This is a genomic window from Actinomyces faecalis (genome assembly GCF_013184985.2).
In the GTDB taxonomy this organism is placed as follows: Bacteria; Actinomycetota; Actinomycetes; order Actinomycetales; family Actinomycetaceae; genus Actinomyces; species Actinomyces faecalis.
On the sequence record NZ_CP063418.1, the window covers coordinates 2,527,224 to 2,540,583 of the forward strand.

General features: G+C 65.6%; 10 protein-coding genes. 9 read left to right on the forward strand and 1 reads right to left on the reverse strand.

Going from position 1 to position 13,360, the window contains the following annotated elements:
• Window positions 1-42: 42 nt before the first annotated feature.
• The 9 genes from HRL51_RS10820 to HRL51_RS10860 all read left to right on the forward strand — a co-directional run bounded on the left by HRL51_RS10820 (window position 43) and on the right by HRL51_RS10860 (window position 10,364).
• Window positions 43-1,140, forward strand: coding sequence for a carbohydrate ABC transporter permease (locus HRL51_RS10820; protein WP_172191788.1), 1,098 nt, complete (start codon window positions 43-45; stop codon window positions 1,138-1,140).
• Window positions 1,137-2,033, forward strand: a complete 897-nt coding sequence (locus tag HRL51_RS10825; protein WP_172119194.1) for a carbohydrate ABC transporter permease — start codon at window positions 1,137-1,139, stop codon at window positions 2,031-2,033. Before HRL51_RS10820 ends, HRL51_RS10825 begins: the two co-directional genes overlap by 4 nt.
• A 615-nt stretch (window positions 2,034-2,648) precedes the next feature.
• The gene (locus HRL51_RS10830) at window positions 2,649-3,872 is read left to right on the forward strand and encodes an arginine deiminase (protein WP_172119193.1); all 1,224 of its coding nucleotides are present in this window, start codon (window positions 2,649-2,651) and stop codon (window positions 3,870-3,872) included.
• A 61-nt stretch (window positions 3,873-3,933) separates the two neighbouring features.
• Window positions 3,934-4,941 (forward strand): ornithine carbamoyltransferase, encoded by a 1,008-nt coding sequence (gene argF / locus HRL51_RS10835; RefSeq protein ID WP_172191790.1) that lies wholly within the window; start codon window positions 3,934-3,936, stop codon window positions 4,939-4,941.
• 2 nt (window positions 4,942-4,943) lie between these two features.
• Window positions 4,944-5,924 carry a carbamate kinase gene (gene arcC / locus HRL51_RS10840; protein ID WP_172119191.1) on the forward strand — a complete coding sequence of 327 codons (981 nt, stop codon included), beginning with the start codon at window positions 4,944-4,946 and terminating at the stop codon, window positions 5,922-5,924.
• A 124-nt stretch (window positions 5,925-6,048) separates the two neighbouring features.
• Entirely contained in the window at window positions 6,049-7,176 is a 1,128-nt protein-coding gene (locus HRL51_RS10845; protein ID WP_172119190.1) for a serine/threonine protein kinase, read from the forward strand.
• A gap of 136 nt (window positions 7,177-7,312) precedes the next feature.
• Complete coding sequence (locus tag HRL51_RS10850) at window positions 7,313-8,368, forward strand: DMT family transporter (protein WP_172119189.1); 1,056 nt, start codon at window positions 7,313-7,315, stop codon at window positions 8,366-8,368.
• Entirely contained in the window at window positions 8,365-9,714 is a 1,350-nt protein-coding gene (locus tag HRL51_RS10855; RefSeq protein ID WP_172191792.1) for an MFS transporter, read from the forward strand. The genes HRL51_RS10850 and HRL51_RS10855 overlap by 4 nt, the downstream gene beginning before the upstream one ends.
• A gap of 65 nt (window positions 9,715-9,779) precedes the next feature.
• Window positions 9,780-10,364 carry a TetR/AcrR family transcriptional regulator gene (locus HRL51_RS10860; RefSeq protein WP_172119187.1) on the forward strand — a complete coding sequence of 195 codons (585 nt, stop codon included), beginning with the start codon at window positions 9,780-9,782 and terminating at the stop codon, window positions 10,362-10,364.
• 63 nt (window positions 10,365-10,427) lie between these two features.
• Here HRL51_RS10860 and topA read toward each other — a convergent pair whose 3' ends face one another.
• On the reverse strand, window positions 10,428-13,229 hold the full coding sequence (topA, locus tag HRL51_RS10865; protein ID WP_172191794.1) for a type I DNA topoisomerase: 2,802 nt from the start codon (window positions 13,227-13,229) through the stop codon (window positions 10,428-10,430).
• Window positions 13,230-13,360 lie beyond the last annotated feature (131 nt).

The window sequence follows — 13,360 nt, forward strand, 5'->3', positions numbered from 1 at the left end:
GCGCACGAGCGCACACTGAGCCCCACCGACGGACGGAGGAACATGAAACTGCACCGGCACCTGACCCCCTACCTGCTGCTGCTTCCCGCAGCGCTGTGGGTCCTGGTCTTCTCCCTGTGGCCGTTCCTCAACACCATCGTCCTGTCCTTCACCAACGCGCGACCGCTGCGTCCGGCGACCTTCGTCGCCTTCGACAACTACGCCAAGGTGCTCCACGACCCCCAGGTCGGCTACGCACTGGTCACCTGCCTGGTCTACGTCGTCGCCTGCGTACCACTGCTGACCTTCCTGCCCCTGCTGCTGTCCCTGCTCATCTCCAAGTGGATGCCGGGGATGTCCTTCTTCCGTACCGTCTACTACTTCCCGGTCATCGCCTCGGTGGTCGTGGTCGGCATCATCTGGTCCTGGATGTTCGACTCCCGGGGCGTGATCAACCAGTCCATCGAGTTCCTCGGCGGAACCGGGGTCGACTTCCTGACCAACCGCTGGTGGATCCTGGTGTGCTCGATCCTGCTGACCACATGGAAGGGACTGGGCTACTACATGGTCGTCTACCTGGCGGCTCTGGGGAACATTGGCCGTGACCTCCACGAGGCAGCCGCCCTTGACGGTGCGGGCGCCTGGCGACGCTTCTGGTCCATCACGGTCCCTGGCGTGCGCGGAGCCATGCTGCTCGTCTCAGCGCTCATCACCACCTCCGCCATGAGGATCTTCTCGGAGATCTACATCCTGACCAACGGCTCTGGCGGTCCCGGTGGCCAGGCCATGAGCCTGGTCATGCTGATCCAGCGCAAGGGCTCGGGTCTGGACGGCCAGCTCGGCTACGCCTCGGCGCTGTCGGTCATGCTCTTCTTTCTCACCATCGGCCCGCTGCTGCTGACCGCCTTCCTCAACAACGGCACCGACATCGCAGCGATGCGCAACGCCGCGCGCCAGCGCAAGGCCCACAAGAAGGCCCTGCGCGCCGCCAAGGCCAAGGCTCGCGCAGGCGTGGCCGCCCGCAACCAGGTGGCCACCCGCAACCAGGTGGCCGCCCACAACCAGAGCGCCTCTCCGCTCACAGCGACGTCGAGCCTGCCGGCTGGTACCGCACAGACCTCACCCACCCGCCTCGGCACGGACCCGGAGGCACAGGCATGACCACCACCACGCTCTCCAAGCCGTACAAGGACCGTTTCTGGCGCCGCAAGGGCGAGTCCGACTTCCTCAAGCCCACTGCGGGTGGAGCGGTCGTGCGCTACGCCCTGCTCATCCTTATCGCGGTCATCGCGGTCTTCCCCTTCGTGTGGCAGCTGTCCACCTCGCTCAAGGGCTCGATGGAGGACATCTACGCCTTCCCACCCAACCTCATCCCACGCCACCCCACCCTGGAGCACTACGCCACGGTCTCCCACACGATCCCGATCGTGAAGTACGCCTGGCACTCGCTGCTGGTCGGGATCGCCACGGTCATCAGCCAGGTCTTCTTCTGCACCTGCGCCGGCTACGCCCTGGGAGTGCTCAAGTTCAAGGGCAAGGCCCTCTTCTTCGGCCTGTTCCTGTCCACCCTGCTGCTGCCCGGTGAGGTCACGCTGACCAGCCAGTACCTCACGGTGAAGTCCCTCGGCTTCGCCAACAGTCTCGTAGGCGTGTTCCTGCCCGGTGCGATCGGCGCGATCAACGTCCTGCTCATCACCACCGCCTGCGCGATGATCCCCAAGGACATCATCGAGGCCGCCGAGATCGACGGCGCCACCACCTGGCAGCGCATCCGCCACATCGTGTGGCCCAACATCCGCGGCATGGTCACGGTCGTCGCCCTGTTCTCCTTCATCGGAGCCTGGGACGACTTCCTGTGGCCCCTGGTGGTCCTGTCCGACCCTGAGAAGTACACCCTGACGGTGGGGATGCAGTACCTGCAGTCGAACTTCGGATCGAACCCGCGAGTGGTAGCCGCAGGGACGGTCATCGCTCTCGTCCCCGTCATCATCCTGTTCGCCCTGGCACAGAAGCAGTTCTTCAAGGGCGTCCAGGAGGGTGGCGTCAAGGGGTGACCTCCCGGCCCCCGCGCACCCCTTCGCTTTCGCCATCCCCCATGCGTCGCTTTCGCCTGCGAACAGTCGATCACGCTGCTGACCGGCTGGAAACCGACTGTTCAGGAGCGAAAGCGACCGCGTGAGGGATGAGGGGGCGACCCACACCGACCGAGCCCAGGGAGTCCGCCGTTCCGCAGGACCCGGCACCCATCACCCCCCCCCGCAGGACCCCGCGCCGACCACTCCGGCCTCCTCCGGTCACCTAGCCAGTAGCACTGCGCCGGAGGCACCCACTGGTGAGGTCACTGCCGCGAGAGAGAAAAACCCGGTCGCCAGGGGGCGAGCCGTCGCCAGACGGTGAGAGACGTCAGCAACCTTTGTGCTTCTCCACAAAATCATCCCGTCGCGCCGTCATCCCACACACCGCGCACACCCCACCCAATGACGTGACGCCAGTCATATAAAAGGATTATTCCATCGGATCTATAAGTATTCTTTGCACTTTCGTACAGACGTACTATTTCTTTGCTCAGAACTCTTGCAATACCAAGTTTTATTAGTACGGTTGTACCAATCAACGAGGCGAGAACGCCTCCCCACCCTAGGCACAACGCTGTGCTGGAGATGAGACCCATGAAGCTATCCGTCGCGTCAGAGATTGGTGAGCTTGAGACCGTCATCCTCCATCGCCCCGGTAGGGAGATGGACCGGCTCACCCCAGACAACAAGGACTCCCTGCTCTTCGACGACGTCCTGTGGCTAGAGCGCGCCCAGCAAGAGCATGACCAGTTCGCGGCCACGCTCAGGAAACGCGGCACCAACGTCCTGTACCTACAGGACCTGCTCACTGACACCCTGCGCGTACCCGAGGCGCGCGAATTCCTGCTCGACGGTTCCTTGGGGACAGACCTCACCGGTTGCGCCGCCGCCCGCGTCATCCGGGAGTGGGCACAGGATGCTCCTGCGGAGGTGATCGCGCAGATGCTCATCGCGGGCATCACCAAGGCTGAGCTCCTCGAGCAGGTCACCCGCGTCCCCTCCCTCGTCCTGTCCTCCTTCGATGACGAGGACCTGCTCCTGTCCCCCCTGCCCAACCACCTGTTCACCCGCGACACCTCCAGCTGGATCTACGGCGGCGTCTCGCTCAACACCATGCGGCGCAGTGCCCGCAGGCGCGAGACCTTGAACTACCAGGCCATCTACACCTGGCACCCCCTGTTCACCGCCTCAGACTTCCCCTGGTGGAACAACGATGTCCAGGGGCGGGACATGAGCATCGAGGGCGGGGACATCCAGGTCATCGGCAACGACTCGGTGATGATCGGCGTCTCTGAGCGCACAACCCCCCAGGGCGTGGAACACCTGGCCGCCAGCCTGTTCGCAGGGGGTGTACGCGAGGTCGTGGCTGTGAGAATGCACAAGAGCCGGGCCCAGATGCACCTGGACACCATCATGACGATGGTCGACCGAGCGACCTTCACGAAGTACGCGGGGGCAGGGATGCTCCCCACCCTGACCCTGCGTCCCGGAGACGGGCCACAGGACATCGTCGTCACCGAGAACGCCCCGGAGCAGATGCACGACGTCATCGCGCAGGCACTGGGAGTCGATGAGATCACCGTGCTCACCACGCCGCAGGACTCCCGATCCGCTGCCCGCGAGCAGTGGGACGACGGCGCCAACTCCCTCGCGATCGCGCCGGGCACCATCATCACCTACGACCGCAACGTCAACACCAACCGGTACCTGACGAGCAAGGGCATCGAGGTCCTGACCATTCCCGGCTCAGAGCTCGGCCGCGGCCGTGGCGGTCCTCACTGCATGAGCTGCCCGGTCCTGCGCAAGCCGGTCGACTGACCTTCTCCCCCACTGCCTCCAACACCATGACCACATCCACGCTAGACAAAGGAGTCCAGCCATGACCCACCCACTGCAGGGGCGCAGCTTCCTCAAGGAGCTCGACCTCACCGCCAAGGAATGGAGCATTCTGCTCAACCTTGCTGCTCAGCTGAAGGCCGACAAGAAGGCCGGCCGTGAGGTCCAGCGCCTGGTTGGTAAGAACATCGCCCTGCTGTTCGAGAAGACCTCCACCCGTACCCGCTGCTCCTTCGAGGTCGCTGCACACGACCAGGGTGCGCACGTGACCTACCTCGATCCCTCGGGCTCGCAGATGGGCCACAAGGAGTCCGTGGCGGACACCGCCCGCGTACTGGGCCGCATGTTCGACGGCATCGAGTTCCGTGGCAAGCTCCAGGAGCACGTTGAGCAGCTGGCGGAGCTGTCCGGCGTGCCGGTGTGGAACGGCCTGACCGACGACTGGCACCCCACCCAGGCCCTGGCCGACCAGCTGACCATGATCGAGCACTCCGACAAGCCACTGACGCAGATCTCCCTGGCCTACCTGGGTGACGCCCGCAATAACGTTGCCAACTCCCTCCTCCTGTCCGGTGCCCTCATGGGCATGGACGTCCGCCTGGTCGGCCCCGAGGCCCTCCACCCCGCACCTGAGGTCCTGGCCGAGGCCGAGCGTCTGGCAGCCGATTCCGGGGCACGGATCACCGTCACCGATGATGTCGCTGCCGGCGTGGCCGGAGTCGACTTCCTCTACACCGATGTGTGGGTCTCCATGGGAGAACCCAAGGAGGTGTGGGACGAGCGGATCGCCCTGCTACGTCCCTACCAGGTCAACTCCGAGCTTGTCTCCCTCACCGGCAACCCGGACGTGAAGTTCCTCCACTGTCTACCCGCCTTCCACGACCGCCTGACCAGCGTCGGCGAGGACATCTTCACCAAGACAGGCATGAACGGCCTGGAGGTCACCGACGACGTCTTCGAGACCGAGCGCAATGTCGCCTTCGACCAGGCCGAGAACCGCATGCACACGATCAAGGCCGTCATGGTCGCCACCCTGGGAAGCTGGGACTGATCATGCGCATCGTCGTCGCCCTGGGTGGCAACGCCCTGATGAGGCGCGGGGAGAAGCCTGATGCCCGCAGCCAGATCGCCAACGTCGAGCGCGCCGCCCGTGCCCTGGCACCACTAGCGCAAAAGCATGAGCTCATCATCACCCACGGCAATGGCCCCCAGGTCGGCACACTGGCCCTGGAATCTGCCAATGATGAGCGGCTGAGCGAGCCCTATCCCTTCGACACCCTCGGTGCCGAGACCCAGGGCATGATCGGCTACTGGCTCCTCCAGGCCATGCAGAACGCCCTGCCTGGACGCCACGTCGCCTCCCTCATCAGCCAGACCCTCGTGCTGTCGGGTGATCCCGCCTTCACCAATCCCACAAAATTCATCGGCGAGGTCTACGACGAGGCCACAGCCAAGGCCCTGGCTGCTGAGAAGGGCTGGGTCGTCAAGGCCGACGGCGACTACTGGCGTCGCGTGGTCGGCTCGCCCACCCCGCAGCGGGCGATCGAGACTCGCATGGTCCGGGTCCTGCTCCAGGCCGGTGCCATCGTCATCTGCTCAGGTGGGGGCGGCGTACCCGTGATCCGCAACGCCAAGGGCAAGCTTGAGGGGGTCGAGGCGGTGATCGACAAGGACCTCACGGCTGCGGTCCTGGCCGAGCACCTGGATGCCGACGCCCTGCTCATCCTCACCGACGTCGACGGCGTGCGCGTGGGATTCGGTGGCCCTGACGAGAAGCGGGTCGACAGGGCAACTCCTGCGTCCCTGCGCGCGATGAACCTTCCGGCAGGGTCCATGGGACCCAAGGTGGAGGCTGTGTGCCGCTTCGTTGAGCTCACCGGGGACATGGCGGCCATCGGTCGCCTCCAGGACGCGGCCGAGATCATCGCTGGTCACGCGGGAACCATCATCACCCCCGGTGGTGACTACGGCGGTCCAGATGACATCCGCCCACCAATGCCAACCCTGTCAAGCCCTGCTCGTACCCGCCTATAGCCCCACAGGGCAGCGAGCACGCCAGTGGGGACCGTCTCGCCGCAGGAGGTGAAAGCCCAAGGTCCTCTGTTCCTCAGTCCTCAGAACGTTCCACCAACCCAAGAATCACAAGGAAGTGATCACCATGACAAAGATCGTCAACTCATGGAACGACTTCGACCCGCTCAAGCACGTCATCGTCGGGCGCGCAGAGAACTCTGTCATCCCGCCGGAGGAGCCCGCCACCTCTGAGAAGGTGCCGATCGACTCCGAGATGCGCGGCATGTGGGGGCTACGCCCCCTCGAGACGGTCGAGAAGGCTGCTGCCCAGCTCGATTTCCTGGCCAAGACCCTGGAGGAGCACGGCGTCAAGGTTGACCGTCCCACGCCTCTGCAGTGGAACCAGCACATCCAGACCCCCGACTTCTCCAACGACTCGATGATGACCTGTATGCCGCCGCGCGACATCCTGCTCACCATCGGCAACGAGATCATGGCTTCCGCCAACTCCTTCCGCTGCCGGTACTTCGAGTACCTGGCCTACTGGCCGCTGATGAAGGAGTACTTCGACAAGGACCCGGAGTTCAAGTGGACCCAGGCTCCCCGCCCGCGCCTGACCGACGCCTCCTACAAGCACAACTACTACGACGAGAAGATCTCCCTGGAGGAGCGTCTGGAGCGCACCGCCGCGAAGGACTTCGTCACCACTGAGGTTGAGCCCATGTGGGACGCCGCCGACGTGCTACGCCTGGGCAAGGACCTGTTCATCCAGCACGGGCTGACAACCAACCGCACGGCCATGGAGTGGTTCAAGCGCTACTACCCTGACCTGCGCGTGCACGCGGTCAACTTCCCAGGTGACCCCTACCCGATCCACATCGACGCGACCTTCGTGCCGCTGCGGCCGGGCTTGATTATCAACAACCCGCACCGCCGTCTGCCCGAGGAGCAGCGCAAGATCTTCGAGGCCAACGACTGGCAGATCGTCGATGCCGCCAAGCCGGCCCACGACACCCCGCCGCCGCTGTGCTACTCCTCGGTCTGGCTGTCCATGAACTGCCTGGTCCTGGACCACAAGACCGTCATCTGCGAGGCCAGCGAGGTCCACCAGATGGAGCAGATGGACAAGCTCGGGATGAACGTCATCCCTGTCCCGTTCCGCGACGCCTACCCCTTCGGTGGAGCCCTGCACTGCGCCACCGCAGACGTCTACCGTGAGGGCGGCTGCGAGGACTACTTCCCCAACCAGGTCGAGGACCCGACCCTCGTCTGACGGGAACACGACCCCGGGCTGTGCGGCGCCTGTACAAGACGCCGCACAGCCCGGCCCCATCTCCCCTGTGGCGGACAGACGCGCCCCGCCGCCACATGGGAGATGACAGGCCCCGCCTCCTCGCGAAGGAACCACCATGAGCACCACAACCACGAGCCAGACGACGACGTCCGACACCTACACCATGAATAAGAGGCTGGGAGCCGTGGCCATGCTCCTGTCCGCCACCGGAATGGGTCTGGTGGGAACCTTCAGCCGCGGAGCGACCGCAGGCCTGGCCGACGCCGACAAGTCCGTCATCGGGTCCTTCCTCGCCTTCGGGCGTATGACCACCGGACTCATCGGCTTTGCCCTCCTGCTGGTGATCATGAAGAGGACCAGCCTCTTTCGTCGCACCCGGCTGAGCCCTGCCGTGGTCATGGGAGGGGTGAGCATCGGCCTGTCACTCGGCTTCTACATCTCCTCCACCCTCATGACCTCAATCGCCAACGCGGTCTTCCTCATCTACACCGGCCCCTTGTTCTGCACGATCCTGGCGAGCATCTTCCGCAAGGAGAAGGTCAGCCTGCGTTCAGGCTGCTTCCTGTTCCTGGTCTTCATCGGGATGCTGCTGACGATCGAGATCATTGGCTGGGACGAGGGAGGACTGCGCTTTGGGCTTGACCTGTCAGCCTCCTCGACTGAGTACCCCAACAAACCCTTAGGTGATCTCTTCGGTCTCCTGTCAGGCGTGTTCTACGGCATGGCCCTGTTCTTCAACGGCTACCGCAAAGACATGGACTCCATCGTCCGTGGCACATGGAACTTCACCTGGGCGGCAGTGGCTACCTTGTGCATGTCCCTCATCCTCAAGCCCTGGCACGGGGTATCAGCTTTCAGCTCCTCCAACTGGGCGTGGGCAGCGGGGCTGTTCCTGGTCTGTGGCTTGTTCGCCCTCGGTTTCCTCGTCGTGGCCGGACGCAACCTCCCCGCTGTCGAGATGTCGACGATCTCCTACTGGGAGTGCCCGGTCGCCATCGCCTGCGGACTCCTCTTCTTCCACGAGTCACTCACCGCCCTCGGTGCCCTTGGGGGCCTGCTCATCGTCGGCGGAGGTTTCGCTCCCATCATTGTTGATGCCTTGGACAGACGGCGCCATCCCTCCCAGGCCCCTGCTGAGCTGGCCCAGGCTCAGGGCGGCGAGCTGCCATGACCACCCCTACCCATGAAGACTCCTCCCACGACGCCGAGCGGGGCCACGCTGTCCGCAGGGCCGCGACCGCCTCCTTCATCGGCAATTTCATCGAGTGGTTCGACTATGCCTCCTACGGCTACCTCGCCGTCATCATCGGTGAGGTGTTCTTCCCGAGCACCAGCCCGACCGCCCAGCTGCTGTCAGCCTTCGCGGTCTTCGCGATCTCCTTCATCCTGCGTCCCTGCGGAGCCATCATCTGGGGAGCCTGGGGAGACAGCAAGGGTCGGCGCTGGGCGCTGTCCTGGTCCATCCTTATTATGTCAGGCTCGACCTTCGCGGTGGGGTGCATCCCGGGCTACGAGGTGCTTGGCATAGGCAGCGTCATTCTGCTCCTGCTGGCCCGCATGGGGCAGGGTTTCTCGGCTTCCGGGGAGTACGCCGGAGCCGCCACCTTCCTGGCCGAGTACAGTCCACGCAGACGCCGCGGCATCTATGTCTCGCTCGTGCCCGCCTCGACCGCCACCGGTCTGCTTGTTGGCTCCCTCTTCGTCTCACTGCTGTACACCACCCTCGATGATGCCGCCATGCACTCCTGGGGGTGGCGGATCCCGTTCCTGCTGGCAGGCCCCCTCGGCCTCGTTGGCCGCTACATCCGCCTCCATCTGGAGGACTCACCCACCTATACCGCGATGCGTCAACAGCTGGAGCACAAGGGCGAGGCAGCCACAGCCGCACCCCGCAGCCGTCGCTGGTCCGAGCCTCTCAAGGAGCTGGTGATCCGTCACCGCCCGGCCCTGCTGACTGGATTCGGGGTCTCCTGCCTCAACGCCGTCGCCTTCTACATGCTCCTGAGCTATATGCCCAGTTACGCCACCACCGAGCTGGGTCTACCCAGCACCCAGGCGACACTGGCGACGTCAGTGTGCCTCACGGTGTACATCCTCGTGATCCCCTTCATCGGGCACGTCTCGGACTGCTTCGGCCGCAAGCGGATCATGATGGTGGCCTGCCTGGCCTTCACCGTGCTGACGATCCCCCTCTTCCATCTCATGAGCGAGGCCTCACTGCTGCTGCTCATCATCTGCGAGATCATCTTCGCCCTCGTCCTGTCCCTCAATGACGGCACACTGGCCTCATTTCTGGCCGAGCTCTTCCCGACCCAGGTCCGTTACTCCGGCTTCGCACTGTCCTTCAACACCGCGAACACCCTCCTGGGCGGCACGACCCCCTTGATCTCGACCTGGCTCATCTCCGTCACGGGCTCAGGCCTGGCGCCGTCCTACTTCCTGACGGCCATCGCCGTCATCGCCTTCCTGACCCTCATCACCTCACACGCGCGTGTGCGCTCCAACCTCGTCTCATGAACCCAGTTCATCCGTCCACCAGGGAAAAAGCCTCCTCGCAGACTCAGACGCCTTAAGATCCTGACATGGTAGAACTTGACTCCCCAAGGACTGCCACGACTTTCAAGGGTGAGGCGCGACGCCAGAGCCTCATTGAAGCCGCGGCCGCGATCATCCGTGAATCCGGACCCACCGCGGTGACCCACCGTGGAGTAGCCCGGCGTGCTGGCTGCTCGTTGTCCGCAACGACCTACTACTTCACGGGCCTTGACGACCTCCTGTACGAGGCAGGACGGGTCAATATCAACATCTGGGCCCAACGGGCCGAGGCGGTGGCAGACAAGGTCGAGGCGCTGGAGACCACTGCCAGCACACAGGAGGCGGTCCGCCTGCTCCTCAGCGCCACCCTGCCGCCGCACGGACCCTACATGGGCCACTACATCCAGCTGCTGTCGGCAGGCGACTTCGCTCCGGTCGGCCGGGCCTACCGCGAAGGCCGGCAGCGCCTGAACACCGCCATGACGAGGGTGGTCAAGGGGCTGGGCGTACCGATGAGCGCTGAGATGGTCATCGCCATCGTCGACGGTGCGGCTGTCACCGCCCTGAGTGAGCGGCGCGACGTGCGCAAGACGGCAGCCAGCCTGCTCACCCAGATGTTCGAGGCGCAATGACGTCCTCGCACCCGTAGAAGGGCCTGGGACCCTGCTGGCAGCCAGGGCCCCGGGCCACGCACGTCAGTCAGCAGGCTTGTGTGCCGAGGTCCTGCGCGTCGTCGTCTTCCTCGCCGTCGTCTTGCGGGTGGTCGTCTTGCGCTTCCTGGCGGGACCCTTGGCCCGCTTCTCAGCCAGGAGCTCATAGGCCCGCTCAGGGGCGACCGTGGCCGGGTCGTCCCCGCGACGCAGCGTCACGTTCGTCTCCCCGTCAGTGAAGTAGGGGCCGAAGCGCCCGTCCTTGATCACCACCGGGCGCCCCGAGACCGGGTCCGTCCCCAGCTCACGCAGGGGTGCCTTGGGAGCCGCCTGGCCGCGCCGGCGCTTGGGCTGGGCAAAGATCTCCAGCGCCTGCTCCAGCGTCACCGTGAACAGCTGCTCCTCACTCTCCAGGGAGCGGGAGTCCGTGCCCTTCTTCAGGTACGGTCCGTAGCGCCCGTTCTGCGCCGTGATGTCCACGCCCTCGGCGTCCTGACCCACCACGCGCGGCAGGCTGAGCAGGTCCAGTGCCTGCTCCAGCGTCACCGTGGACAGGTCCATGCTCTTGAACAACGACGCCGTCCGCGGCTTGGGGCCAGCCTTCGCCTTGCTCGTGCGCTTCCTGGGGGCCGCCACGCCCTCGTTCGGTTCCTCCCCCTCAGGCTCTGGCAGGACCTCCGTGACATAGGGTCCGTAGCGCCCGTCCTTGGCGATGATGACGTGCCCCGTGGACGGATCCGTACCCAGCTCGCGTCCGTCGTCGGCCGCACGCTCGAACAGCTCCTTGGCCTTGGCCACCGTCAGCTCGTCGGGGGCGACGTCAGCCGGGACGTTGGCACGCTTGCCGGCCTCGTCCTCCAGGTAGGGCCCGTAGCGCCCCACCCGCAGGGTGACACCCTCACCGATCTCGATGGAGTTGACCGCGCGCGCGTCGATCTCGCCCAGGTTGTCCAGCATGGCCTTCAGACCGTGCTCACCCTCCTGGTCCGTTCCCTCAGCAGCGCCGTCACCGTAGTAGAAGCGTGTCAGCCAGGCGACCCGGTCCTCCTCTCCTGCGGCGATACGGTCCAGGTCCGCCTCCATCGAGGCGGTGAAGTCGTAGTCCACGAGCTCGGAGAAGTTCTCCTCCAGCAGACGAGTCACGGCGAAAGCCAGCCAGGTGGGAACCAGGGCCTGACCGCGGTGCTCGACGTAACCACGGTCAGCGATGGTGGACATCGTGGCGGCGTAGGTCGAGGGGCGTCCGATCTCGCGCTCCTCCAGGGCCTTGACCAGGCTCGCCTCGGTGTATCGAGGCGGCGGTGTGGTCTCGTGACCCGACGCCTCGGCTCCCTTGGCGTCCAGGACGTCCCCGACCTCCATGGCCGGCAGGCGCACCTCGCTCGCACCCCCCGCGCCCGCCTTGCCGCCAGCCTCGGTCTCATAGCGCTCGGCGTCGCGTCCCTCCTCGTACGCGGCCAGGAAGCCGCGGAAGGTGATGACCGTGCCCGAGGCCGTGAAACCGGCCGTACGGAAGGTGACGCCGGAGTCCCGAGAACCACCCTTGGCCTCCTTGAGCGGGACCTCCACCTTGACCGTGGCCGTGGAGCCGACGGCGTCGGCCATCTGGGAGGCGACGGTGCGCTTCCAGATGAGCTCGTAGAGACGGAACTGGGCACCGGAGAGCGCACCAGCCACCTGAGCCGGGGTGCGGAAGTGGTCCCCAGCAGGCCGGATAGCCTCGTGGGCCTCCTGGGCTCCCTTGTTCCTGGTGGCGTACAGACGCGGCTTAGCGGGCACGTACTCGGCACCGTAGAGCTCGGCGACCTGCGCACGGGCGGCAGCCACCGCCTGCCCGGACAGCACGGTGGAGTCCGTACGCATGTAGGTGATGTAGCCGTTCTCGTACAGGCCCTGGGCCACCCGCATGGTCTCGCGCGGGTTCATCCGCAGCTTGCGCGAGGCCTCCTGCTGAAGGGTGGAGGTGGTGAAAGGCGCCGCCGGACGACGCTTGTAGGGCTTGGTCTCCACCTCGGTCACCGTGGGAGCCGAGGCCATGACGGCGTCGGCGACGGCGCGGGCCCCGCCCTCGTGGAGGTGGACGGTCTGAGCCTTGACAGCGGCCGGGCGCAGGGCGCCGTCGTCGCCGAAGTCGCGCCCTGTGGCCACGCGGCGCCCGTCCAGGGTGGCCAGGCGCGCGGTGAAGGTCCGCCCTGCGTCCTCCAGCGAGCCGGTGGTACCGAGCTCGGCCTCGACCCCCCAGTAGCCCGCCGCCTTGAAGGCCATGCGCTCACGCTCACGCTCGACCACCAGGCGGGTGGCTACCGACTGCACGCGTCCGGCCGACAGCCCTGCACGCACCTTGCGCCACAGCACCGGGGAGACCTCGTAGCCCACCAGGCGGTCCAGGATGCGACGGGTCTCCTGGGCGTCGACCCGGTCCGTGTCCAGCTCTCGCGTGGAGGCCAGGGCACGGGTGACCGCCTCCTTGGTGATCTCGGTGAAGGTCATGCGCCTGACGGGCACCTTGGGCTTGAGCACCTCCAGCAGGTGCCAGGCGATCGCCTCGCCCTCGCGGTCGTCATCGGTGGCGAGGTAGAGCTCGTCAGCGTCCTTGAGCGCCTTCCTCAGCTGGGCGACAGTCTTCTTCTTGTCCGGGTTGACCACGTAGTAGGGCTTGAAGCCGTGCTCCACGTCGACGGCGAACTTCCCGTACGGCCCCTTCTTCTCCGCAGCCGGCAGCTCGGAGGGCTGGGCGAGGTCACGGATGTGCCCGACCGAGGCCTCGACGTCAAAGTCCTCACCGAGGTACCCCGCGATCGAACGGACCTTGTTCGGCGACTCGACGATGACGAGCTTCTTGGACACGTGAACCTTCTTCGGGGCCGGGCGAGCAACGGCGCCGTGCGTCTGACGGGCACGGGACCGCGGACCTCCCGACTGTAACGCACTGGTGTCACGCACAGAGTTCTTCGTCATTCACAGGCTCATCACAGAAG